Genomic DNA, 23,862 nt, shown 5'->3' with positions numbered 1-23,862 from the left:
GACTTTTGTTGCCGTGGTTCAGACTTCCGTCGGCTCACGCGAAAGGCGCGGCATGACGTCACCCCGAAACCCCGTCCACCCCTACATCCCGAACGCGGTACCGGCCGTGCGGCAGGCGATGCTGGAGGAGATCGGCGCAACGAGCGTCGAGGACTTCTACGCCGACATCCCGGACGCCGTCCGGTTGCGCCGCCCCCTGGACCTGCCGGCCCCGCTGCGTTCGGAAGCCGAACTCACCCGCCACATGGAGCAGCTGCTCGGGCGCAACACCTCGACGCGGCAGGCGCTCAGCTTCCTCGGCTCCGGCTGCTACCAGCACCACGTACCGGCGGTCGTGGACGAGGTGGTCAACCGCAGTGAGTTCCTCACCGCGTACGCGGGCGAGCCCTACGAGGACCACGGGCGCTTCCAGGCGCTGTGGGAGTACCAGTCGATGATGGCCGAGCTGCTCGATGTGGAGATCGTCAACGTCCCCGTGTACGACGGCTTCCAGGCCTCGGGAACCGCGCTGCGCATGGCCGGCCGGATCACGGGCCGCCGCCGCGTGGTCGTCGCCACCGCGATCGACGCCGACAAGCTCTCCCGCCTGCGCGACTACGTGCGCCCCGACCATGACGTGACAGTGGTCCCGGTCGACCCGGAGACCGGCTGCGCCGACCTCGACGCGGTGCGCGCGGCGCTCGCCGCCGGTGACACGGCGGCGGTGTACGCGGACACACCCTCCGCGTACGGCATCGTCGACGATGCGCTGCCCCGCCTCGCCGAACTCGCCCACTCCGCAGGAGCGTTGTACGTCGTCGGCTGCAATCCGCTCACGCTCGGCGTGCTCGCGCCGCCCTCTGCGTACGGTGCGGACATCGCGTGCGGCGACATCCAGCCCCTCGGCCTCCACCAGAGCTTCGGCGGCGGCAACGCGGGTTTCATCGCCACGCGGGACGAGGAGGCGCTGGTCGCCGAGTACCCGTCACGCCTGTTCGGTCTTGTGCCGACAACCGTCGAGGGCGAGTACGGCTTCGGCGACGTCGCCTACGAGCGGACCTCCTTCGCGCTGCGCGAGGAGGGCAAGGAGTGGGTCGGCACGGCCGCCGCGCTGCACGGCATCGGCGCCGGGGTCTATCTCGCGCTGATGGGACCGCAGGGCATGCGGGAGATCGGCGACACGATCCTCGCGCTCACCGCGTACGCCCGCCGGCGCCTCGCCGAAGTCCCCGGCATCGAGATCCCGTACGGCGACGCCCTGCACTTCGCCGACTTCACCGTCCGTTACACGGGCGGCAGAACCGCCGCCGAGATCCGTGCCGGCCTCAAGGAGCGCGGCATCTTCGGCGGTGTGCCGACCGGCGCGTACGAGGCTGCCTACTGCGTCACCGAAGTCCACACCAAGGCCGACATCGACCGGCTCGCCGCGACCCTCGAGGAGATCGTCAAGTGACCGCCCCGCACGCGCCCGTGTCCGTCTCCCACGAGGAGGCGCGCATCGCCGACAAGCCGCGCCTGCGCCGTTTCCAGCAGGCATCCTGGGACGAGAGGCTGATCTTCGAGCTCGGTTCGCCGGGCGAGCGAGGAGTCCTCGTACCGGCTGCGGACCCGTCGATCGAGAAGGTCGCCATACCCGCCGCCCTGCGCCGAGCCGAACCGCCCGCCCTGCCGGAGATTTCCCAACAGCAGGTCCTGCGCCACTACTTGCGCCTGTCGCAGGAGAACCTGGGCGCCGACCTCAACATCGACGTGGGCCAGGGCACCTGCACCATGAAATACAGCCCCAAGGTCAACGACCAGTTCGTCCGCGACCCGCGGATCGCGGCGCTGCATCCCCTCCAGGACGAGGACACGGTGCAGGGCGTCCTCGGGATCATCCACGGTCTGGAGCAGCTCCTGAAGGAGATCTCCGGCATGGACCGGGTCTCGCTCCAGCCCGGCGCGGGCTCCGCCGCGATCTACACCAACGTCGCCATGATCCGCGCCTTCTTCGCCGCGCGCGGCGAGCTGGAGCAGCGCGACGAGGTCATCACGACGATCTTCTCCCACCCGTCGAACGCGGCTTGCGCGAAGACGGCGGGCTTCAAGGTCATCACCCTCCACCCGGACGCCGACGGCTACCCCGACATCGAGGCCCTCAGGGCGGCGGTCGGTCCGCGCACCGCGGCGCTCCTCATCACCAACCCCGAGGACACGGGAATCTACAACCCGCGCATCGAGGAGTTCGTACGGATCGTGCACGAGGCCGGCGGCCTGTGCTCGTACGACCAGGCCAACGCGAACGGCATCCTCGGCATCACACGCGCGCGGGACGCGGGCTTCGACCTGTGCCACTTCAACCTGCACAAGACATTCTCGACGCCGCACGCATGCGGCGGCCCGGCGGCCGGGGCGTGCGCGGTCACCGCGGAACTCGCCCCGTATCTGCCGCGCCCCACAGTCGAGTTCGACGGCTCGACGTACCGTCTCGACGACGACAGGCCCGAGTCCGTCGGCAAGATGCGGCCGTTCTACGGGGTCGTCCCGAACCTGGTCCGCGCCTACGCGTGGATCATGTCGCTGGGCGCCGAGGGCCTGCGCACCGCCGCCGAGACGGCGGTCCTCAACAACAACTACCTGCTCCACAAGGTCCGGCAGATCCCGGGCGTCCATGTCCCCTACGCCGCCGGGCGCCCGCGCGTCGAGCAGGTCCGCTACAGCTGGGAGCAGCTCCACGAGGACACCGGCCTGCACTCCGAGGACATCGGCCTGCGCGCCGCGGACTTCGGCACGCATTACTGGACCAGCCACCACCCGTACGTCGTACCGGAACCCATGACGCTGGAGCCGACCGAGTCCTACACTCGCGCCGACCTCGACGAATACGCGGCGATCCTCGCGGAGATCGCCCGTGAGGCCTACGAGGACCCGGAGACCGTGCGCACGGCGCCGCACCGCTCGACCATCCACCGCGTGCGCCCCGAGGCCCTGGACGACCCGGCGACCTGGGCGGTCTCCTGGCGCGCCTACCGCCGCAAGGTCCTCGGCGAGGCCGGCCGGTGACGAGGGTCGGCCTGGTGGTCAACCCGGTCGCCGGCCTCGGCGGCCGAGTGGGCCTGGGCGGCACCGACGGCCCCGACCGGCCCCGCGTGGCGCTCTCGCTGGGCGCACGCCCCTCGGCGGGTGCGCGTGCCGCTGCGGCTCTGGGTGAACTGACGGTGAGATCGGGGAAGTTGACAGGGGTCGGGTGTCCTGCGTGGGACGGTCGAGGCAGCGAGCCGACAGCGGCGGCGCACCCCACGCCCGGCCGGCACACACAGGCCGGCGCCGCTTCGGCGGCCATCGCTCCGGTCGGTCACCCGCCGGGCTCCGGACTCCTCGTCGTCACCGCCGCCGGCCGCATGGGCGCTGACTCCGTCGCCGCCGCAGGGCTTGCGGGGCGGGTCGTGTACGCCGCCGGGGCCGGGCGGGACACCTCGGCCGCGGACACGGCCGCCGCGGTGCGGGCCGTCGTCACCGAGGGCGTCGACCTCCTGCTCTTCGCCGGCGGCGACGGCACCGCGCGGGACGTGCTCGACGCCCTCCGTGGAGCGCCCTGCCCGGTTCTCGGCGTGCCGACCGGCGTGAAGATGCACTCGGCCGTCTTCGCCGTCAGCCCGCGCGCCGCGGGTGAGGTCGCGGCGGCGTGGCTCGCCCGCACGAGCACCGTTCGGCTGCGGGACGCCGAGGTGATGGACCGGGACGAGGACGCCCTCAGCGAGGGCCGCGTCACCTCACGGCTCTTCGGCTGGCTGCCCGTCCCCGACGTGCCGGTCCGCGTACAGCAGCGCAAGACCGGCAGCACCACCACCGCGCCCGAGGAGGTCGGCGGCATCGCGACCGACGTCGCCGAGCGCGTCGGGGACGGGCTGCTCGTGCTCGGCCCCGGCAGCACCACCCGGGCGGTCGCGACGACACTCGGCGCGGACGTCTCCCTCACGGGGGTCGACGTGCTCCGCCTGCGGCCCGGCCACCGGCCGCGAATCATGGCCCGTGACGCGGGCGAGGACGCCCTCCTCGCCATCGGCCCGGCCTGGATCGCCCTCTCCCCGATCGGAAACCAGGGCTTCCTCCTCGGCCGCGGCAACCAGCAGATCTCGCCGCGAGTCCTGCGCGCGGCGGGCGGCCGTGAGCGCCTGCTCGTGCTGTGCACGGAACAGAAACTGGCCGCGCTCGGCGGCCGCCCACTTCTCCTCGACACCGGCGACGACGCGCTCGACCGGGAGCTGTCCGGCCACCTCCCCGTCATCACCGGCAGACGGCGCACATCGCTGTACCGCGTGGCCGGATGACCCCTTGCCTCCCATGACCCCCGTACCCCCGGAAGGAGCCCAAGATGATCTCCCTTGACGGCAAGCGTGCCATTGTGACCGGCGGCGGAGCCGGAATCGGCCGTGCCACCGCCCAGGTGCTCGCAGAGCTCGGCGCCCGCGTGCTGATCGCCGACATCCACACGGACGGCGGCGAGCAGACGGCGAAGGACACCGGAGGGACGTTCGTACGCTGCGATGTGTCACGGCGCGAGGACTGCGAGGCCGTTGTGGACACCGCGCAAGAACTGTTCGGCGGCGTGGACGTCCTCTTCAACAACGCGGGAATCATCCGCCGCTCCACGGTCTGCGAGATCACCGAGGACGACTGGGACCTGGTGATGGCCGTGAACATCCGCTCGGTGATGCTGATGAGCCGCCTCGTGATCCCGGGCATGGCGGCGCGCGGCGGCGGTTCCATCGTCAACACCGGCTCCGGATGGGGCATTCGCGGTGGCGGCCGGGCCGTCTCGTACTGCGCGTCGAAGGGCGCCGTCGTCAACATGACCCGTGCCATGGCCATCGACCACGGCCCCGACAACATCCGCGTCAACTGTGTCTGCCCCGGCGACACGGCCACCGGGATGCTCGCCGAGGAGGCCCGCCAGCTCGGCGAGAGCCCCGACGCCTTCTACGCCGATGCCGCCGACCGGCCCCTCGGCCGGATAGGCCGGCCCCGCGACATCGCCCAGACGGTGGCGTTCCTCGCCTCCGACGCCTCGGCGTTCCTGAGCGGCGCGATCATCCCGGTCGACGGCGCCGGTACCGCGTGACCCGCCGGTAGCGGATAATCGACCGGACCGAAGGGGAGGGCAGCCGCACATGCCAATCGAAAACCGCCCGCTGCGCGAACAGGTCAAGGAGGAACTGATCAAGCGCCTCGGGCGCGGCACGATCGCGACCGGCAAGCCGATCAACGAAGGACAGCTCGCCACCGAGCTCGGTGTCAGCCGTACTCCGCTGCGCGAGGCACTGATCACGCTGGAGCGCGAAGGCGTCATCACCAGCGAGCGCGGCAAGGGCTTCCGTTTCACGCCTCTCAGCGCCCAGGAGTTCCGTGACCTGTCCGCGATCGTCGCGGCGCTGGAGGCGCTTGCCCTGGAGTCCAGCGATCCCGAGCACCTCGCGGCGACGGCTCCCCGGCTGCTCGAGGAGGCGCGCGCGTTCTCGGTCCCGCAGGCGCCGCACGACGTCATAGAGCGTTACGACGACGCGTGGCACGACCTGCTCCTGTCCGGCTGCACGAACGACCGCCTGATGAAGCTGCTCACCTCCCTGAAGGTGACGATGCACCGCTACGAGCGGGTGGCCCTGGGCGACCAGGACGTCCTGGAGCGTTCGGCCGAGGAGCACGAGCGGATCGCCGAGTGCCTCCAGCGCGGTGACCTCGACGCGGCCGTCGCCGCGCTCAAGGAGAACTGGAACAGCGGGATGCACCGGATCCTGGAGCATCTGGCACCGCCTCCCCATGTGCCGGCCGGTCGGAAGGACTGACCGCGGGCGACGGGGCCGTGGCGCGGTCGGTGGTGCGGGTCGAGCGGACGAGGCCTGACCCGCACGGTCCCTTCAGGGTCGGACCGCAGTCCCAGGCCCGGGGCGGCCGGCAGGCCCGTCCGCCCCGGGCTCTGAGGACCCGCGACCGACCGCGCCGCTGTCAGGGCTGGGCCAGACGCTCGAACATGGCCGTGATCTGGTCCTGGTTGGCTATCAGGGGCAGAGTGTCGAAGTACAGCTCCCACTCACCCGCCGGACCGAAGCGCTCCACGATTCCGAAGGGGACGTTCGCGCCCTTGACGCTGGAGACGGTGCCGTGCCACTCCACGAAGGTGTGTGTGCGGCCGAACGCGACCTGGCCCGGCTTCAGCTGGACGTTGGCGTGGTCGAAGAGCCGGCGGAGATAGGCCGACTTGCCGTCGGCGGTCGTGAGGGGCGCGTCGAGGCCGGGCGCGGTCAGGCGACCGTGTCCGGCGCCGCCGACGAGAGCGTCGACGTTCTCGGTGTTCCAGGCCGCGAGCCGCGCCGTGATGTCCCCGGCGCGGAAGGGGCGCGGCGCGGGGCCCCGGCCGGCGTCGGCCGCCGGGCGCGTGTCCGCGTCCGGACCTGTGTCTGCGACACCCTCGAAGAGGTTGTGCAGCTCGGGGGCGGCCGAGCGGTACACGGTGTACCGGTCGTAGTAGCGCCGGGCCTGGATCGTCTTGCCGTCGTCGGAGAGGACGTTGCGGGCGATCTGCGGATAGCCGACCTTGTGACCCTTGACGGTGACCTCGTTCCACTGACCGAACATCACCACCGCACCGTCCGCGACGACTTCGGTGCCCCGGTAGCGCAGGTCCGGTACGAGACGCAGCGAGTTGACGATGGACTTCCCGACGACGGCGTGTCCGCGCTGCGGATCGCTTCCGGCCTCCCAGAGAGTGGCCTCCGGGTCGAAGATGTCGAGATAGGCGGCGACCCGCGGGTGTCCGATCTCACCCGGCTGCGGCGGCGTCCCGGTGGCGGTCTCGCCGAATGTGATCTGCCGCTTCATGAACGCGCAGGCGTTGGGGGTGATGTGCCCCTCCAGTGTGCCGACCTTGTCACGAACCTCCGCGCACCCGGCCGGGGTTGGTGCGGCGGCGGTTGTCGCGTGCAGCACGGTTCCCGCGTCCGTGTTCGGGTTCGTATGTGCCGTGCCGAATGCCATCCCGGACACCATCGCGACCGTGACGGCTCCCGCACGCCCCAGCATCTTCGTACCGCGCATCTTCGACCTCTCACCCGTCGTAGGGGGAACACCCGTGACTTCAGGCCCTGGTGGAGTGCGCGTTCCGCGCTCCCTGGCCTGTGACGGCAACCCTGCCCGCGTCCGCTCCGAAGATCGATTACCTGCCAGGTAATGGGCCCCGGCCCGGGGCGGGAGGGGTGACGGACGACAGCGGTAGTGACCGGGTGGGTCTGATCGCTGGTCGTGATGTGTGGCGGTACGGCGCATCAGCCGGCGTACCGCCGCGTCCGTGAGACCGACCGGATCGCCGTCCAGCGGTGGGCCGTTCGTCAGCCTTGAGCCTCGGACTGTCCGCAGGTGTGATCGGCATCGCGTTCGGGATCGGCGCGACCGGTGCCCTGCTTGGCGCGGTGTTCGCCCCGAAGGTCTCGCGATGGTTCGGTATGGGGCGCGGGCTCTGGGGGCTGTGGCAGCGTACATGCGCTCGCCCATCACGTTCCCCGGGTACAGGCGCTCCGCCTTGCGGCGCGCCGGATTCCCCGACCTGCCCCAGACCCCGAGATTCAGCACCCCGCAAACACGGACTCCCCGCCTGCGAACCGACGAGGGCTCATGAACTATCGAGGCTGGGGCGGGAACTCAAGGAGCTGACGGACATGTCCGGAAAGGAATGGGCGCCGGCCCGGCCGACGTCAAAACGTAATGAAAATGCCTCTCTGTCGCCGGTAAGATCATTCTGCTCATTCTTCGCCAGCGAGAGACGCCAGGAAATAACCACATGAGACTGTGCAGGGTCCTCCCGATTGCCGCCGTATTGCCGGCCCTCCTCGCGATGTCCGCGTGCAGTGGCGAACCGGCGGATTCCGGCGAGAAGAAGCCAAAGGTGAGCGCGAAGAGCACGCCGGGTTCGGCCGACGCGGACGCTAAGGTCGCGGCCGAGGCCGAGCGGATCGGCGCGATGGCCCCGCAGGCCCTCGAAAAGGCCACGCTCTCCGGAAAGAAGAACGGATTCGAGGCCAAGAAGGTCGCCAAGGTGAACGTCGAGGCCGGTCGCGACATGAAGGCGGACAAGGCCGAGTGCCAGCCGCTGGCGAGCCTGGCCGGCGGCTTCACCCACATCGCCGCGGTGGGCGTCGAGCACCGCACCCTCGAACCCACCGAGGCGAAGAACGCCACCGTCGGCTCGATGTGGCTGGCCTCGCACTCCGAGAAGAATGCGAAGAAGGTCATGACGGACCTGCGTACGGCCGTCAAGAAGTGCCCCGATGGCTTCAAGACCCTCGGACTCAGCTACAGGCCGGTGGAGCAGCTGAAGGATCCTGGCCTCGGGGACGACGCCGTCGGCTACCGGATCACCAGCGTGGTCGGCAAGCAGAAGGTGCCGATGACCTACACGGTGGTCCGCAAGGACGGGGTGATCGCGGCCTTTTACGGCGTAAACATGCTCACCCCGAAGAAGGCCGCGATCCCGGAGGCGGTCATCGAGGGGCAGCTGAAGCAGCTGGGCTGACGGCGATACGCGTCTGCGAAGAGAGGGCCGCCCCGTCGGGGCGGCCCTCTCGCGTGTGCCAGCGCGCCCGCGTGGCGGATGGTTGGGCGCGTCGTGTGGCCTGGAACCGTGCCCGTCGCCAAGCCGCCAAGCCGCCGACCCCGAACCGGCACACGGACTGAAGCACTCCCGGTGCGCGCTGTGGAAGAACCCCGAAGACCCACACATCGGGCAGGAGAGCCCAAAAGGGAGGCCGCCTCCCCGCCATACAGCGCGGGGAGGCCTCTGAAGACCGACCGGCCAGATCCCGAAGTAGCCGACCGGTGCGGTCAGATCCCGATCGAGATCTTCTCGATCACCCGGCTGAGCTCGTCGCCGCCGGTGCGCGGCGACAGCTGGACGGTCGCCCTGACGGCGTCGGCCCTGTAGCGCACCTGCCGGTCCGGCGGGCATGGCCCAGTGGGCGCCGCACCAGCCCTCGCACTGGAGGACAACTGCCCCCACGTGACGGGGCCGGAGACCACCAGGCCGTACTGTTCACGGATCTCCGCGGCCAGTTCCGGCATCGAGTCGATCCGGTGCGGGTGAATGGACAGCCACTGGCACGCCCAGTCGGGCTCGCCGCCGAACGTGGCCTCGGCCAGGCCGAAGTCGATCCGGAGGAACCGGTTCGGACCGCGGCCGTGGACCTGCCGCACTCCGGACCCGAGACGTTCCTCGACGTCGGCCGGTCGCATTCCAATCCTTGCGCCGAGGAATTCACCCGTCTCCAGGGCGTACGAGAGTGCGTCCGTGATCAGCATCCGGTCATCCTAGCTTCTTCAGGGCCCTGATGATCCGGGCCATTTCTGCCGCCCTGTTCAATGCCATTCCCCAGTTTCCGCCCTTCGATGCAGGGGTGTTCATGATATTCATCGCCTCGGTCGCCTTTGCGATGAAATCGGCTCGCAGCGAGGCGTCGGACTTGATGGCGGCGATGGTGCCATCGATCTCCGCCTTGGTGGCCAGTCCCGCCTTGACAGGGATGGCCGAACCCGCGAAATTCCCTTCGTGGTCGATAAAGATTCTGACTTCCCGGCCGTTCTTCAGGTTGATGTGGGCTCCCTTCACGCCCCAGTCCTGGTCGACCATCGAAACCCATTTGATGCCGCAGAATTTGCTGCTTCCGGCACGTGCGGTCGCCGCTCCGTAAGCGGATACGGTGCCGGAATTCGCACGCGTCGAGAGAGCGCCCTCGATCCCTTCGACGAGGCATTCCACCGCCTCGTGCTGCTTGATGATGTTGCGGAGCCACTCAAGGGTCTTCTTCGCGGTCCGCGTCTGCTCGAAGAACTTCCCGATGCCCGACACGACCCGGTAGATCGCCTTGCTGACCGCGGGAAGCTTGCCGACCACGGCCACCAGGGACGCGACGTCCACCAGCGCCCACAGGCAACTCTCGACGTCACCGGCGCCGAGGCAGCGGCGGACGTTGTTCACGCCCACCACCTCGAGCAGGATGTCCGCGCCGTTCTCCGTGACCCAGTCGATAACGTCCATGGACGCCAGAGCCTTGGCCTTGCGGAACTCGTCGACACAGTCCTGTCCGCACTGCGCGAGCAGGATCGCCTCCTCGTCGGCGGTCAGGTCACCGCCCACATCGACCGGGCCCGCCTCCGCGCGCGCCGCGTTCTCCTCCGCGAGCCTGGCCCGTTCCTCGGCCTCCGTACGGTCCGCGGCCGCCTCGGCGTCCTCGGCCGCACCATGGGCGTTCTCAGCGGCCTGCTCCGCCGCCGTCGCGTCCGTCTCGGCCTTGGCCGCCGTGTCACGGGCGCTTGCTGCGTCCGTCTCGGCAGCCGTTGCCGCGGCGCGGGCACTGCCCGCGTCTTGCTCGGCCTCCGTCGCCTCACGGTCGGCTGCGGTCGCGTCCACCTCGGCGTCGGACGCCGCGGACAAGGCGAAGCCGACGTCGATGCCCGCCTGGTGGGCGTATCCCGATGCCCGCCCGGCTGCTGCCTGCGCTGCCTTCGCGGCGGCTGCTGCCGCCTTGGCCGCCGCCTGTGCCCGAGCCATCGCTTGTGCGGCACGTTCGGCATCCGCAGCGGCGTTCGCCGCGGCCGTCGCGGCCAGCTTCGCGTCTCCGGCGGCCTGCTCGGCCAGCGCCTGCGCCTGCTTGCTCATGGCAGCGGCCTCCGAGGCCTTCGCCTCAGCCGCCGACGCCTGCTGTTCGGACAGGGTGAGGGCGCTCTGCCCCGTCAGCACCGCGAAGGCGGCCGAGGCATCCGTCTCCTGATACGGGGATCCGATGGCGATGGCCTCGGTGGCCGGCTTCACCGCGTGGGTCGCGGTATCACGGGCCGCCAGCGCCGCTTGGGCGGTGGCATAGGAGTGGCCTGCCGTCTTCGCGGCCCAGGCCGCTGTCTTCGTGGCCTCGGCCTGGGCCCCGGCGGATTCCGCCTTCGCGACCGCAGCCGCCGCCGATGCCTTCTTCGCATCCTCCTTCGCCTTCTCGGCGTTGACCGCCGCGGCGCCCGCGGCATCGATCGCTTCTGCGGCAGCCGCGTGGGCCGCGGCGGCGGCCCCGGCCGCGGTCATGTATGCGGCCCACGCGTTGTCCGCGGACGCCCGGGCCCGGGACGCGGCGCCCTGTGCCTGGGTGGCCGCCGTACGAGCAGCGACGGCCGCGTTCGTGGCATCGTGTGCCGCGTCGCGAGCCCTGCCCGCAGCACCGGTTGCCTCGTCGGCGGCCGCACGCGCCTCACCCGCAGCCGTCCGCGCCTCCGCGGCGTCGGCCGTGCCCTCGGCCGCCGCGGCGGCCGCCTCCAGGGCGGAAGCACGTGCGACGAGGCTGTCCCGCTCCTTCTCCGCCTGCTCCGCTCGATCCCGGGCAAGATACGCTTCGATCTCGGAGCTCTCCGCAGATGCTCGCCGGTCGGCCGCGGTGGCTCCCGCCGTGTCGGCCGCGCTGCGGGCCTCCGCGGCGTTTGCCCGCTCGGTCTGGGCTCGCGCCTCGGCTTTCCCGGCCTTGCCGCGTTCGATTTCCGCGGTGGCACGGTACGCAGCCGCGTTGGCCCGCTCCATCTCTGCCTTGGCACGTTCCGCCTGTGCCGTCGCAGCGGCCTTGCGGGCTTGTTCCTCTTCCTTCTCGGCTGTGGCCTGTGCGGCCTTCGCTGTCTTGGCGTTGGCCTCGGCCTCCGCCGCCTGCTTGTCCGCGCTGTCCGCGGCGGCCTTCGCCTGGGCGGCGGCCTCCTGGGCGGCGATGCGGCGGAACTCGGTCTTCACCGCGTTCGACTCGGTCTGGGCCAGGGCGAGCAGTGTCTGGGACGTCGAGACCGTGGCATTCGCCGCGTTGAGGGCCGTCTCCGTCGCCTTCGCGGCAGCCGTGGCGGCCGCGCCGGAGGCGCGGGCGACCTGGACCGACTGCTGGGCGTACATCAGGCCTCGGCCGCGCGGCACCTCGGCGGCGTCCGCGATCGTCCATGCCTCCTGCTGGGCGGTCACCGCACGCTGCGCGGCGGCGTTGGCGGTGGCGGCCTGCTCCTTGGCGGCGGCGACGAGCGCTTGGACCTTGCCCCGGGCCTTCGCGAGGTCTGTCTTCGCCTGGTCGAAGAGGGCCTGCTTCGGCTTGAAGATGTCGTCCGGGTCGTTCTTCAGCTGGTCGTGCCAGTACTTCTGCCAGCGCAGGATCTGGTCGGCGAACCAAGCCTGGCCGATGGCCTCGACCATGTTGTCGGCGGCGGCCCGGGTCGCGGCGGCGGCGTCGGCCTCCGCCTGCACGATGACCGCGCGCGGGGCTGCCTGGCCGGCGTACTCCGCCTCCCACTCGGCCGAGGCCTGCGAGACGACCTCGCTCAGGGAGTTGCGCGGGTCCACCGGGTCCTGGTGGTTGCACGAGGCCCAGGCCTGCTTGAGGTTCTCGACCTCGATGCGGAACTCGGCGGAGCCTTCGGTGACCTTCTTGTCGAGGAAGCCGCCGTGCCGCAGGTAGGTGGCGATGTCGGCGGAGGTCGTACCGCCGGAGTACCGGGTGTTGCTCACGTTGGAAGACCGCAGCATGACATCGGCCTCGGCGTCGTGCCAGCTGTCCTTGCCCCGGTTCTGCTCGGTGATCTCCCGGGCCTTCGCCAGCGCCTCGTCGCCGGCGTTGGTGTGGTTGTCCCAGCCCAGACGGTGGGACAGCTCGGCCTGGGAGGCCAGGGTGAACCCGAGGATCTCCGCGCCGAACTCCGGCGCGTGCAGGGTGATTCCGTCGTCGAACGAGCTCATCGCGTAGGGCCGGTTGGCGTCCTCCAGGAGGGCCTCGCGGGCGGCCATGGCGTCCATGAAGGCGTAGCCGGCCTTCTCGTCCTGGTCCCTGGCCTGCCCCAGGGGCATGAACCCGATCCAGCCGACGTCACCGATGACGGCGTCGAGCTGGTCGTTGGTGCCGGTCAGGCCCTCGATGGCCTTGGCCTTCATCTTGGCGCCGCCTGCGTGCAGGGCGACTCCCGCGAGGCACTGGTTGAGGCGCGGGGTGGAGCGGACGTCACTGATGACGGCGGTGAGCTCGGTGAGCCGGCGCAGGGCGTTGTCGGCGTCGACGAAGATCTGTCGGACGCCTTCGGAGACCTTCTCGACCGCCTGGGCGAGCGCGGGCACACGGCCCACGATCACGGCAGACGAGGCGATGTCGACGAGCTCCCAGAGGCAGTCCTCGACGTCGTAGCCGGCCAGGCACTCCTTCACCTTGGCCGCGTCGAGCTCTTCGAAGAGGATCTGCCCGCCGTTGGCCGTCGCCCAGGCGACGATGTCCACCGAGACGGCCGCGAGACCCTTCCGGTAATCGTCGACACAGGCCTGGCCGCACTCGTCGAGAAGGATCTTCTCCTCGCGCTCGCCCAGGACCGGCCAGTTGGAGGCGCCGCCCTTGATGGGCGTGACGCCCTCGGTGAGCGCGTCCTTGTGCGCGGCCTCGTTCTTCTCGCGTTGCTCCTGCTCGGCCTCCTTCGCGGCCTCCTCGGCGGACGTGCTGTTGCCCGCAGCGTCGGACGCCTTGTCCTCGGCGTCCTTGGCGTCCTTCTCTGCCTGGGTTGCCTTGTCCTGGGCTCCCTTGGCGGCGTCCGCGGCCCGGCCGGCCTTCTCGTTCGCCTCGGCGACGTGCCGCTCGGCGTCGGTCGCCTCGCGGTCCGCCTCGTTGGCGGCGTTATTCGTGTCGTTCGCGACGAGGCGGGCACTGGCCGCGTCGACACCGGCTTGCTGGGAGTAGCCGGCCGCAGCGTCGGATGCGCTCTTGGAACCCTTCTGGGCGTCGGCCGCGTCGGCGGCGGACGTCTGGGCGCGGGTCGAAGCCTCGACGGCGCGCGCCGAATCGCTCGCGGCGCGTGCGGCGGCCTCGGCGGCGAGCTTGGCGTCGCCCGTCGCCTGCGCGGCAGCCTGCTGTGCGGACTCGGCTGCCGCTGCCGCCTCGGTGGCCTTGGCCTCGGCCGCCGCCGCCTGCTGCTCGGCGATCGTCTTCGACGACTGGCCGACGAGTGCGGCGAACGCGGCCGAACTGTCCTTCACCCGGTACGGGGTTCCCACCGCGACCGCCTCGCTGGAGGCGGCGATCGTTTCCTTCGCGCTGTCGCGCGCGGCGAGCGCCGCCTGTCCGGCCGCGTAGGCACGGCCGACCACGGTCGCGGCCGACTTGACGGCCTCGGCCGCGCTCGTCGCGGCGGCCACGGCCTCCTGCTCGGCCTTCTCGGCCAGTTCCGTGGCATTCTCCGACGCCGTGGCGGCGTTGTCCGCGCGGAGCGCCGCGTCCTGCGACGCGTCCAGGGCGACGGCAGCGGCCGCGTACGCCGAAGAGGCCGCGTTGAGGGACGTGTGGTAAGCCGACCACGCGTTACCGGCGTTGGACTCGGCGCGCTTGGCGGCGCCCTCCGCCGTGGTCGCGGCGGTCCGCGCGCCGACGGCGGCGGTGGTCGCCTCGTCCGCCGCTGTCTGCGCGACGGTGGCGGCCTGGGCTGCCTGGTTCGCCGCCGTACGGGCGGCGGTGGCCGCGGCCCGGGTTTCGGCGGAGGCGGCGGTGCCCTCGGCAGCGGTGGCCGCGGCTTCGAGCGCGGCGGCGCGGGCCGCGACGGCCTGCTTCGCCTGTAGCGCGGCGACGGCCTTCTCGCGCGCGGTCTGCGCGGCCTTCGCCTTCTCGTCGGCGAGCTTGCGCTTCGCCGTTGCGTCGGCGGTCGCGGTCGCGGCGGCGGTGTCGGCGTTCCTGGCCGTGGTCTGCTGGGTCGCCGCGCGCTGCTCGGCCTCCTGTGCCTCGGCCCGCTCAATGGCGGCCTTGGCGCGGGAGGCGACGGCAGTGGCCTTCTCCGCCTGTGCCTTGGCGTGCTCGGTGGCGGCGGTGGCGGCGGCGGCCTTTGCCTTGTCGCGCTTCTGCTCCGCCGTCGTACGGGCGTCCTTCGCCGTCTTCGCGCTGTCGGCAGCAGCCTTGGCATTGGCTTCGGCGCTGTCGGCGGCGGCCTTCGCCTGGGCGGCGGCTTCCTCGGCCGCGACGCGGCGGAACTCGGTGCTGATGGCGTGCGAGTCGGTCTGTGCCTTGGCGAGCAGGGCGTCCGCGTCGGCGATCGTCGCGTTGGCGGCGGCGAGCGCGGTCTCGGTCGCCTTCGCGGCGGCCGTGGCGGCGGCCGCCGAGGCGCGGGCGACCTGGACCGACTGCTGGGCGTACATCAGGCCACGGCCGCGCGGCACGCGGGTGGTGTCGGCGACGGCCCAGGCCTCCTGCTGCGCGGTCGCGGCCTTCTGGGCGGCCGTGGTGGCCTTGCCGGCCTGCGCCTTGGCCGAGGCGACGAGGGCGGCCACCTTGGTGCGGGCGGCGTTCTGATCGGCTGTGGCCTTGTCGTAGAACGCCTGGTCGGGCTTCTCGAAGATCGTGTCGGGATCGTTGGCGAGCTCGTCCTGCCAGTACTTGCGCCAGATCAGGATCTGCTCGACGATCCAGGCCTGGCGGATGGCCTCGACCATGTCATTGGTCGCGGCCTGGGTCGCCGCGGCGGCGTCCGCTTCCGCCTGGATGATCGTGGCACGCTGGGCGGCCTGCCCCGCGTACTCCAGCTCCCACTCGACCATTGCCGTCATGACCGGGGCGTTGAGCACGCGCCGCGGGTCGATCGGGTTCTGGTAGTCGCAGGCCGCCCAGGCCTGCTTGAGGTCCTCGACCTCGACGTGGTACTCGGCGGACTCCTCGGCCGGCGCCTCGGACGCGAATCCGCCGCGCCGCAGGTAGGAGGCGATGTCGCTGGAGGTGGTGCCGCCCGAGTACTTGTATCCGACGTCCCGCAGCATCACGCCCGCCGCGGCGTCGTGCCAGTCGTCCTTGCCCGAGTTCTCCTCGGTGATCGCACGGGCCCGGGCGATCGCCTCGTCGCTGGCCTCGCTGTGGCCGTCCCACCCGAGCGGGAAGGCGAGCTGGACCTGGTTGATCGCGGTGAAGTAGTTCACGTCCGCGCCGAAGGCCGGCGCGTGCCACTCCATGTCCTCGCTGGCCCATGCGGACTCGACGTAGGGCTTGTTGGCCTTGTTGAGCTCTTCGGTACGCTGGTTACTGGCGTTCTGGTATGCTTTTCCGTCCTCCTCGTCGGCGGTTCCGGCCATGCCCAAGGGGCCGTAACCGATCCAGCCGATGTCTCCGATGGCCTCGCGGAGCTGCTCGTTGGTGCCGGTCAGTGCCTCGACGGCCTTGGCCTTCATCCGGGGGCCGCCGACGTGCAGTGCCACACCGGCGAGACAGCGGTCGCGCCGGGGGTCCTCGCCGATGCTGTTGCGGCTGACCCCGGTGTCCTTCTCGTCCGCCGGGTCGGCCAGGGCCGGAGCGGCCTGTAACACGCCCGCCAGTACAGCCGCGGTGGTGACGAGTGCCGTCGTACTGGTGGCTCTGGCCAGTGTGGAGCGTATGCGACGCCGGCGTCTGCCGATGTCTCTGAGCAATGACATGTCTGCCTTGCAATCTCTGAGATCGTTCGGCAGCACTCCACGTGAGCATGACAGGCGACCCCGCCGCCCGGGCCATACTTCCCTCGGTACGGCAGTTGTCGGCGTGCTCGCCCCTCCCCACGAGTTGACGCTGCCGCTTGCCCCGTGACCATGTCACGCGCGGTTCTTCACGTGAAGATCAAATAATCTTCATCAACAGGGCACGGAACCCAGTGGCGGACAAAGTGATCCGCTTGTTGATCATCTTGTTACCCGGCGTGGACAGTCTTCCGCCCTCCACCGGCACGGAAGTGACCGTCTCGTATCCCAAGGCGCGCGGATGCCCCCGGAGTGACAGGTATGGACCACAGGTTGACGCCCCTCCTCGGACGAGCCCACGAAGCCCGCCGCCGGACCCTCCGCGCCCGGCACCCGGACGCCACCGGCCGTCTACGTCCTCGACCTCTCCGTCTCCGCCTCATCGCAGGTACTGCCACCCCACCCCGCGAAGAAGCCCATGACGGGCGGAGATCGGCCTGCACCACTCGACCAGCTGCGCCACCTCGTACTCGCCGGGGCCGAGCGGATCGTCTGCTCATGCTTCGGTTGCCTCCGAATGCGCGTGCTGTGGACGGTACAGGCGGTGACGAAGGCTGCGATCTGTGCGAATACACCCCTGACGGCGAGCTCAGCCGGACGTTGAGGAACGTTGGCGATCCTCATTTTCCAGCCATGTTGCGGAGCCCCCGGATACGAGGCGTTTCCCACCCGGGAGGCCGAGTCCGGGGCCGTCCAGGGTGGGGTGCAGACCGGCCAAACAGCCAATGGCGGGATTCTGACGGCGGGATAGGGTTCGGCCGAGAAGAATCCGCTCGGTCCACGCGAGCTGCGCCAGGGCCGGACACGGTGGCCGCCCGAGGAGGAGCCGGATGCTGCAGGCGCTGGGATTGGGCCCGGCCGAAGAGGCCCTCTACACGGCACTGCTGGCCCGCCCGGCGGCCTCCGCGCAGGATCTCGCCCGGCAGACGGGAATCGAGAAGGCCGAGACCGCCCGCATCCTGCTCGACCTGGTGGCACGTGGCCTGGTGGCGGTCGCCACCGAAGCCGAGAGCGGGGCACCTGACTCGGCCGACCCCGGGGCCGGCCTTCAGCCCGCCCGCTACCGGCTCGCACCACCCTCGGTGGCCCTGGCACCGCTGCTTGTCGAGCAGCGCAACGCGCTGCACCGGGCCGAGTCCGCGTTCTCGATGCTGACCGAGCAGTACCGCAGTACAGCCGCACACCCTGCGAGCAACGTCGTGGAGGTGGTCGTCGGCGTGGAGCAGGTCGCACACCGGTTCCACCAACTGCAGCGCGGAGCCCAGCGGGAGTTGCTTGTCTTCCTCGTCGGCGAGCCCATCGCGGTGCCGCGCGAGGATGCCGACATGTCGGAGAATGCCGCGCTGGACCGCGGAGTCGACTTCCAGGTCGTGGCTGCCAGGAACTATCTCGACGGTCACGACGCAGTACAGGACGTGCGAGCAGCCATGATGGCGGGCCTCAAGCTCCGCCTGGTCGAATCGCTGCCGCTGAAGATGATCGTGTCGGACCGGGAACGTGCCATGGTGCCACTGGACATGGCGGACTCCGGCGGTGAGCCGAGCGCAATCGTGGTGCACCGCAGCGGGCTGCTGACTGCCCTGGTCCATCTCTTCGAGAAGGAATGGGCGCAGGCCCGGCCGCTCTACACCACCACCACGGGTTTGCGCGCGGATCCGGCAGCCGACCGGCAGCCGACCGAGGGGGAACTGGAGGTCCTCGCCCTGCTGTTGGCAGGGATCTCCGACCGGCGGGCGGCCTCCCAACTCGGTCTCTCCGTACGCACCGTGGAGCGGCGGATACGCCGCCTGATGGACCTTGCCGCAGTGGATTCGCGCCTGCAACTCGGGTGGCACGCCGCACGTGCGGGCTGGCTTTGACCTCCTCCTCGACTCTGTCGCTCAAGTTCGGGTTGGTGACGATCGCATCCCGCCAGTGCCGCCATCAGCATGGCTCGCCCGTGAGGAACTCCCCGATCGCCCCGCCCGGGCGTGGTTCCCGCCGGCGCCGACATGCCCCGCGCGGGTCGGATGCGAACGGTCAGTGCGGCCACGTCCATTCGGCGACCTCGGGCAGGTCGACGCCGTGTTCACGGATCCAGTCGTGGTGCCGGGTGCGCTGGTCGGCCATCTGCCGGCGGACGGCTGCGGCGCGCACGGTGAGCCCGGGCACGCGGTCGATGACGTCCATGACGAGCCGGTAGCGGTCCAGGTCGTTGCGGACCACCATGTCGAAGGGCGTGGTGGTGGTGCCCTCCTCCTTGTAGCCGCGCACATGCAGGTGGGGGTGTCCGGCGCGGCGGTAGGCGAGGCGGTGGATCAGCCAGGGGCAGCCGTGGGCACGCTGCGGATGACGGTCGTCGGCGCCGGTTCCCGGGGGACCACGCTTGCGTCGCTTGCCGCCCGCGATGGCCCGGTGCTGTTGTGGGCGTGAGCCGGGACTGGCCGAGCACATCACCGCGGCGCACGAGAATCCGGACTACTTGCCGGGCCGGCCGTTGCATCCGGAACTGCGGGCAACAGCGCTCCTGTCCGATGCCGCAGAGCAGGCGGATGTGGTCGTCATGGCCGGGCCGACACACGCCTTCCGGCAGGTCCTGGCAGAACTGGCGCCGCCCGTCCGACCGTGGGTCCCCGTGGTGAGTGCCGCCAAGGGCTTCGAGGAACGCACCGACAAGTGGATGACCGAGGTGATCACGGAGGAGCCCCCGCCAGAACCCGCCCAGCCCCCGGGGCGCCGCCCTGAGCGCCCTCACTGACGGTCGCTCGGCGAGGTGGCGTATCGGTGAGAGGCGAGCCACTGTCGGTGCACGCTCGGACGGCCTGGTGAGCCGAATTCGCGGCGGCCAGTGCGGTCAGGGACAGCCCTAAGGTGGCTCCCATGACAGAGCTCGGTCTTCCGGACGGTATCCAGGCCTGCCTTTTCGACCTCGACGGGGTCATCACCAAGACCGCCGTCGTCCATGCGGCCGCGTGGAAGCAGACGTTCGACGACTTCCTGCGCCGACGGGACGGGGACTCCTACCGGCCCTTCAGCGACGCCGACTACCACGAACACGTCGACGGGCGCCCCCGCTCCGACGGCGTGCGCACCTTCCTCGAGTCCCGTGACATCCACCTGCCCGAGGGCGACCCCGGCGACCCGCCCGACAGGCAGACCGTCAACGGCCTCGGCAACCGCAAGAACGAACTTCTCCTGGAACTGATCCGCACGCACGGCGTCGAGGCCTACGACGGCACGATCCGCTTCATCGAGGCCGTGCGCGCCGCGGGCCTGCGTACGGCCGTCGTCTCGTCCAGCGCCAACTGCCGCGACGTCCTGCTGTCGATCGGCGCGGAGCACCTCTTCGACGTCCGCATCGACGGAATCGTCGCCGCCGAGCGGCATCTGCCGGGCAAGCCGCGCCCGGACACCTTCCTCGCCGCCGCCCATGACCTCGGCGTCGAACCGAAGGCCGCCGCCGTCTTCGAGGACGCACTGGCGGGCATGGACGCCGGGCACTCGGGACACTTCGGGTACATCGTCGGCGTGGACCGCGTCGGCCAGGCGGACGCGCTGCGCGCCCACGGTGCCGACGTGGTCGTACGGGACCTCGCGGAACTGGGGGCAGGCTCGTGATCAAGCACACGTCCGACTCCACGAGGCCGTCGCCGCCGCGCGCACCCACGCCGACAGGTGCCTGTCCCGCGCGCCCCCTTCGGCGAGATCAACGGGCCAGTGCCGGCCCGGGCACACCTCCACCTGTCAGGCCCGAAGTCCCACCGGGCCGCCGCACCACGTGATGTGACCGCGTGACGGAATACCGACACGCGGGAAACCCGTCACACGCGGCATCCCTACACGATCCGTGTGTCTGCCAGGCTGCGGAATGGCATGTTCACGGCGTCAAGTAGGGAGTCTCATGCGCCCCATAACGCGTACAGCCCTGGGCACGGCGACCGCCGCCGTCCTGGCCGTCACTGCGATCACGCCATCCGGGGCGGCGGATACGCCGCCTGACGGTGCATCAGGGAAGAGGCCCGTCATCGGCAGCGGCAAAACGCCGGGCGGCAAGCAGGTGACGGTCACGCTCGTCACCGGCGACAAGGTGCTGGTGACCACGGACACGTCGGGCCACAGCTCGGCGGCCGTGCTGCCTCGCGAGGACGGCACGCAGCCGATGTTCCAGACCCATCAGATGGGCAAGGACCTCTACGTCTACCCGGAGGACGCCTCCCAGGCGATCGCCGAGGGCAAGGTCGACGAGCAGCTGTTCAACGTCACTGGGCTCATCCGCCAGGGATACGACGACACACACACCGACACACTGCCACTTATCGCCACTTACCAGAGCAGTGTGAACGTTGCCGACAGCGCGCCGGCGGCACCTCGCGGGGCCGAGCGGGGCCTGAGCCTCCCGGCTGTGGACGGCGTCGCGCTCAAGGCCGGCAAGGACACTGCCGCCGCCTTCTGGCAGGACGTCACCAACCCCCGCTCACGCTCTGCCTCCACGCTGAAGAAGCTGTGGCTGGACGGCAAGGTCGAGGCCACCCTGGACCGGTCCACCGCGCAGGTGCACGCGCCGGAGGCCTGGGCGGCCGGTTACGACGGCAAGGGCACCAAGGTCGCCGTGCTGGACACGGGCGTGGACGCCGAGCACCCGGACATGGCGGGCCGGGTCACCGCGTCCAAGAACTTCACCAACTCCTCGAGCGTCAACGACCGGCAGGGTCACGGCACCCACACCGCGTCCACGGTCGGCGGCTCGGGAGCCGCCAGTGACGGCAAGAAGAAGGGCGTCGCGCCCGAAACGGACCTGCTCATCGGCAAGGTCCTCAACGACTCCGGCTCCGGCCAGGCCTCCTGGATCATCTCGGGTATGCAGTGGGCCGTCGACCAGAAGGCCGACGTCGTCTCCATGAGCCTCGGCAGCTCCGCTGTCGGCGACTGCGCCGACCCGATGGCCGAGGCCGCGAAGGAACTGTCGAAGAACACGCACACTTTGTTCGTCGTCGCGGCCGGCAACTTGGGTTCGGGCATGGAGACGGTCTCCTCGCCCGGGTGCGCGCCCGGTGTGCTGACCGTCGGCGCGGTCGACCGCGATGACAGCACCGCATGGTTCTCCAGCCGGGGTCCCGTGGCGGTCACCCGCACTCTCAAGCCCGAGATCGCCGCGCCCGGTGTTGGTATCTCGGCGGCGGCCGCGGGCGGCCGGGGCGTGTACGCGTACCGGTCGATGTCGGGTACGTCCATGGCGACCCCGCATGTCGCGGGCGCTGCGGCCATCGTCCGCCAGGCCCACCCTGACTGGACCGCGCAGCAGATCAAGGCCTCCCTGGCCTCCTCCGCCCGCACCGGCGGCAAGGTCGCCGGCGCCGACGAGACCGGGGCCGGTGTCCTCGACGTGTTCGCCGCGGTGAACCAGAAGGTGCTCTCCGCGCCCGCCGTCCAGGCCGGCAGCTACAACTGGCCGCAGGACGCCTCGGACCGCACCACGGTACAGGTGCCCTTCACCAACACCAGCGGCAGCGACCTGACCCTGCATCTGAAGGTCAGTGGTGTGCACGGCAACGACGGCAGCGACGTCAACTCCGGCATCATCAAGCTGGAGCAGGGCAAGGTGACCGTCCCCGCGGGGGCCACCGCCCAGGTGCCGCTGCGGATCGACCCCACGGCCCGCCTCAAGGCCGGCCAGTACGGCGCCGTCACCGGCCGGATCCTGGCCACCGGCGGCGATGAGCATGTCTCCGTGCCCGTCACGCTCTACGTCCAGCCGGAGACGGTCACCCTCCGGGTCAAGGTCATCGACCGCAATGGCAAGCCGGCGACCGGCCCCTCCTCCCTGGACCTGGTCAGCCTCGACACCGACAAGGGCGAGCGCCGCAACAACAACGGCGCGGCCGACCAGACATACAGCGTGCGCCCGGGTGACTATGCCCTCAGCAGCTTCGTGGCGTCGTACGACGCGAACAACGTGCCCGAGTCGGTCGGCTATCTCGCGAAGCCGCAGCTGCGGATCACCCATGACACCACCGTCGTCCTCGACGCCCGCAGGGCCCACCGGCTGAGCCTGCACACCGACCGGCCCTCGACGGTGAGCAACACCACGTTCAGCTACGCCCGCACGTGGGACGACACCTGGCAGGTGACCGGATCGATCATGGCCGGCAAGACCGTCCAGAAGTTCTACGCAGACGTCGACGGGCGTGCCGAGAACGGCACCTTCGAGTTCCGGCCCACCTGGCGCGCGACCGGCTCCGAGGACGGCTCGCCCTACATCTACAACCTGTCGTTCCCGACCGAGGGTCCGCTCCACTCCGACCAGGTCTACAAGCCCAAGGGCTCCAAGCTGGCCCAGGTCACCGAGACGTGGAACGCCATGGGCAAGGAGGGCGACTACATCGACGCGATGTTCATCCGTCCCTCCGGGAGCAGCAACACTCAGGTCCCCGTGAGCCTGTTCGGCCAGGTCCATGTGCCCACCACCCGCACCGCCTACTACACGACCGGTGACGACGCCTGGTACCACGGCGCGATGACCAGCTTCCCGTGGGCCGCTTTCATGAGCGACCAGGAGCGCGCCTACCAGCCCGGAGAGCGGCGCACCGAGGAGTGGTACGGCGGCCCCCTGCGGCCGGCCGCGCCGCGCGACGCCGACGGCAAGCTGATGCTGACCGCCGAGCGGCAGGGCGACCTGATCGGCTTCCAGAACGCACTCTGGGTCGACGGCTCCGGCGACCACTGGTCCTACGGCGGCTCGTTCGGCGACCTCGGCAACCTGGTGCTGAAGCGCAACGGTGAGCAGATCGCCAGAAGCGCTTGGCCGTACGCGGTGTTCCAGGTGCCGGACGAGGACTCCGCGTACGAGCTCACCCAGAACCTGTTCAAGATCGACACCGCGGACCGGAACTGGCTGCGCTCCACCGCCGTCACCACCACCTGGAGCTTCCGCTCCCACCGGGAGACTGACGTCTACTCACGCGGTCTGCCGATCCTCTACCCGGCATACGACCTGCCCGTGGACGGCCTGAACACCCTGCCGGCGCAGAGCGGCATCAAGGTCGGCCTGTCGGTCGAGGGCCACGCCGGGTACACCCCGGGTGCGATCACGGCGGCCTCGCTGTTCTACTCCTATGACGGCGGCACCACCTGGACGCAGGCGCCGACCGAGCAGCGCGACGGCAAGTGGACGGCGGTCCTCGACCACACCGGCGCCTCCGGGAAGCAGGTCACGCTGAAGGCCACCCTCACCGACGCCAACGGCAACGCGGTCACCCAGACCATCACCCGCGCCCACGACGTTCGGTAACCACATGGTCCGGCCGGGCGGTCTCCCACAACGGGGGCCCGCCCGGCCGGAGCACGGAGGTGGTCCGGTTGCCACCTGTGTCCGTGTC

At 70.6% G+C, this 23,862-nt stretch carries 13 protein-coding genes and 1 pseudogene; 10 read left to right on the top strand and 4 right to left on the bottom strand.

Annotated elements, in window-relative coordinates; genetic code table 11:
• Positions 1-52 precede the first annotated feature (52 nt).
• Genes gcvPA through ACH4EW_RS12075 form a run of 5 tightly spaced genes read left to right on the top strand, consistent with a single transcriptional unit; the run spans position 53 to position 5,801 of the window.
• A complete protein-coding gene (gcvPA, locus tag ACH4EW_RS12095; RefSeq protein ID WP_398254956.1) occupies positions 53-1,432 on the top strand; it encodes an aminomethyl-transferring glycine dehydrogenase subunit GcvPA in 1,380 nt (459 codons plus the stop codon).
• Positions 1,429-3,021 carry an aminomethyl-transferring glycine dehydrogenase subunit GcvPB gene (gene gcvPB / locus ACH4EW_RS12090; protein WP_398254953.1) on the top strand — a complete coding sequence of 531 codons (1,593 nt, stop codon included), beginning with the start codon at positions 1,429-1,431 and terminating at the stop codon, positions 3,019-3,021. Before gcvPA ends, gcvPB begins: the two co-directional genes overlap by 4 nt.
• On the top strand, positions 3,018-4,289 hold the full coding sequence (locus tag ACH4EW_RS12085; protein ID WP_398254951.1) for an ATP-NAD kinase family protein: 1,272 nt from the start codon (positions 3,018-3,020) through the stop codon (positions 4,287-4,289). Before gcvPB ends, ACH4EW_RS12085 begins: the two co-directional genes overlap by 4 nt.
• Before the next feature lie 44 nt (positions 4,290-4,333).
• The gene (locus ACH4EW_RS12080; protein ID WP_398254949.1) at positions 4,334-5,080 is read left to right on the top strand and encodes an SDR family NAD(P)-dependent oxidoreductase; all 747 of its coding nucleotides are present in this window, start codon (positions 4,334-4,336) and stop codon (positions 5,078-5,080) included.
• Between the two features lie 49 nt (positions 5,081-5,129).
• Positions 5,130-5,801 (top strand): GntR family transcriptional regulator, encoded by a 672-nt coding sequence (locus ACH4EW_RS12075; protein ID WP_398254946.1) that lies wholly within the window; start codon positions 5,130-5,132, stop codon positions 5,799-5,801.
• Positions 5,802-5,961: 160 nt separating this feature from the next.
• On the opposite strand, the gene ACH4EW_RS12070 is transcribed toward ACH4EW_RS12075, so the two are convergent.
• Positions 5,962-7,050, bottom strand: coding sequence for a hypothetical protein (locus tag ACH4EW_RS12070; RefSeq protein WP_398254944.1), 1,089 nt, complete (start codon positions 7,048-7,050; stop codon positions 5,962-5,964).
• A gap of 844 nt (positions 7,051-7,894) precedes the next feature.
• On the opposite strand from ACH4EW_RS12070, the gene ACH4EW_RS12065 reads away from it, so the two are divergent.
• Complete coding sequence (locus ACH4EW_RS12065) at positions 7,895-8,521, top strand: hypothetical protein (protein WP_398254941.1); 627 nt, start codon at positions 7,895-7,897, stop codon at positions 8,519-8,521.
• Positions 8,522-8,829: 308 nt separating this feature from the next.
• Here ACH4EW_RS12065 and ACH4EW_RS12060 read toward each other — a convergent pair whose 3' ends face one another.
• Both ACH4EW_RS12060 and ACH4EW_RS12055 read right to left on the bottom strand, forming a co-directional pair.
• A complete protein-coding gene (locus ACH4EW_RS12060; RefSeq protein WP_398254938.1) occupies positions 8,830-9,303 on the bottom strand; it encodes a hypothetical protein in 474 nt (157 codons plus the stop codon).
• A gap of 4 nt (positions 9,304-9,307) precedes the next feature.
• A complete protein-coding gene (locus ACH4EW_RS12055) occupies positions 9,308-16,429 on the bottom strand; it encodes a hypothetical protein (RefSeq protein ID WP_398254936.1) in 7,122 nt (2,373 codons plus the stop codon).
• A 908-nt stretch (positions 16,430-17,337) separates the two neighbouring features.
• On the opposite strand from ACH4EW_RS12055, the gene ACH4EW_RS12050 reads away from it, so the two are divergent.
• On the top strand, positions 17,338-18,366 hold the full coding sequence (locus ACH4EW_RS12050; RefSeq protein WP_398254934.1) for a helix-turn-helix domain-containing protein: 1,029 nt from the start codon (positions 17,338-17,340) through the stop codon (positions 18,364-18,366).
• A gap of 160 nt (positions 18,367-18,526) precedes the next feature.
• Here the strand turns inward: ACH4EW_RS12050 and ACH4EW_RS12045 are convergent.
• Positions 18,527-18,823, bottom strand: a pseudogene (locus ACH4EW_RS12045) (phosphoketolase); the annotation flags it as partial.
• Between the two features lie 70 nt (positions 18,824-18,893).
• On the opposite strand from ACH4EW_RS12045, the gene ACH4EW_RS12040 reads away from it, so the two are divergent.
• The 3 genes from ACH4EW_RS12040 to ACH4EW_RS12030 all read left to right on the top strand — a co-directional run bounded on the left by ACH4EW_RS12040 (position 18,894) and on the right by ACH4EW_RS12030 (position 23,774).
• A complete protein-coding gene (locus ACH4EW_RS12040; RefSeq protein WP_398254932.1) occupies positions 18,894-19,244 on the top strand; it encodes a hypothetical protein in 351 nt (116 codons plus the stop codon).
• Between the two features lie 122 nt (positions 19,245-19,366).
• Positions 19,367-20,104, top strand: coding sequence for a beta-phosphoglucomutase family hydrolase (locus ACH4EW_RS12035; RefSeq protein WP_398254930.1), 738 nt, complete (start codon positions 19,367-19,369; stop codon positions 20,102-20,104).
• A 283-nt stretch (positions 20,105-20,387) separates the two neighbouring features.
• Entirely contained in the window at positions 20,388-23,774 is a 3,387-nt protein-coding gene (locus ACH4EW_RS12030) for a S8 family serine peptidase (RefSeq protein WP_398254927.1), read from the top strand.
• The last annotated feature ends 88 nt before the right edge of the window (positions 23,775-23,862 follow it).

The sequence above is a fragment of the Streptomyces sp. NPDC018000 genome, from assembly GCF_044328025.1.
In the GTDB taxonomy this organism is placed as follows: Bacteria; Actinomycetota; Actinomycetes; order Streptomycetales; family Streptomycetaceae; genus Streptomyces.
The sequence above is the reverse complement of the archived record's forward strand: the minus strand, read 5'-3'. Positions and strand labels throughout refer to the sequence as shown.